The organism is Arthrobacter sp. Dra40 (genome assembly GCF_059091905.1).
The window spans coordinates 1-1,272 of the sequence record NZ_JBNHHB010000497.1 but is presented as its reverse complement, the minus strand read 5'-3'; the positions used below and the strand labels follow the sequence as shown (position 1 = coordinate 1,272).

The 1,272-nt window shown below is 66.7% G+C and carries 1 protein-coding gene and 1 pseudogene; both read left to right on the top strand.

Annotated features, from left to right (window positions below):
- The first annotated feature begins 71 nt into the window (after positions 1-71).
- On the top strand, positions 72-1,118 hold the full coding sequence (uriH, locus tag AC5RWT_RS37520; protein ID WP_494084640.1) for a uridine-preferring nucleoside hydrolase UriH: 1,047 nt from the start codon (positions 72-74) through the stop codon (positions 1,116-1,118).
- Positions 1,115-1,272, top strand: a pseudogene (locus tag AC5RWT_RS37515) (MFS transporter); the annotation flags it as partial. The gene uriH and the pseudogene AC5RWT_RS37515, both read left to right, overlap by 4 nt.

Here is a 1,272-nt window from a genome sequence, read left to right as displayed (position 1 = left end):
CGGGAGCGGGTGTCACACTTCCTGTGACCAAATTCCCGCTGCGGCGGGCCCCGATGACGTGGAGAGAAAACATGGACGCCACTTCCGCGACGCCTGGACCGAAGAAAATCATCATGGACTGCGATCCGGGGCACGACGACGCCGTGGCGCTGCTCCTGGCCCACGGCAACCCGGACATCGAGTTGCTCGCCGTGACTACCGTTGTCGGCAACCAGACCCTGGCAAAGGTCACCAAGAACGCTCTGGCCGTGGGGACCATCGCCGGCATCACCGGTGTCCCGTTTGCCGCCGGCTGCGACCGCCCGCTGGTGCGCACCATCGAAACCGCGCCGGACATCCACGGCGAGTCCGGCATGGACGGCCCCGCGCAGCCGGAGTCCAGCATTGAACTGGACCCCCGCCACGCCGTTGATCTCATCATCGACACGATCATGGCGCACGAACCCGGCACCGTGACGCTGGTCCCGACCGGCGGCCTGACCAACATCGCGATGGCCGCCCGCAAGGAGCCGCGCATCGTCGAGCGGGTCAAGGAAGTCGTGCTGATGGGCGGCGGCTACCACGTGGGCAACTGGTCCGCCGTGGCCGAATTCAACATCATGATCGACCCCGAGGCCGCCCACATCGTCTTCAACGAGAAGTGGCCCGTGGTCATGGTGGGACTGGACCTCACGCACCAGGCGCTGGCCACCCCCGAAGTCGTCGAGCAGATCGAAGCCGTCGGCACCGGTCCGGCCCGCTTTGTCCGCGAACTGATGGACTTTTTCGCCCAAACCTACAAGGACGCACAGGGCTTCGACTACCCGCCGGTCCACGATCCGTGCGCCGTCGCCTACGTCATCGACCCCACGGTGATGACAACCCGCAAGGTCCCGGTCGACATCGAACTGCAGGGCAAGCTGACCCTCGGCATGACCGTCGCTGACTTCCGCGCCCCCGCACCGGCCGACTGCCACACCTCTGTGGCCGTGGATCTTGACCGCACCAAGTTCTGGAACCTGGTGACCGATGCGCTGGTCCGGATCGGCGAGGTAGACCTTGGCACAGCCGCCACCACAACAACGACGGCGGCACCCGCCTCCGCGGCGCCCGAGACGTCCGGGACGGCAGGGAAATGAGCACCCTTCTCCAAGAAGCCAAGGCAACCCGCGGCGGCACCACCGCCCTGATGGTCGCCCTGCTGACGGCCTGCGTGGCCTTCCAGCTCAATGCCTCCATGCTCAGCCCCGCCCTGGTCACCATGGGGGAGGAACTGCAGACCGACCAGGCCTC

Excerpts from the sequence above, each read along its gene's own strand:
- uriH (WP_494084640.1), top strand. The coding sequence starts at position 72 with ATGGACGCCACTTCCGCGACGCCTGGACCGAAGAAAATCATCATGGAC.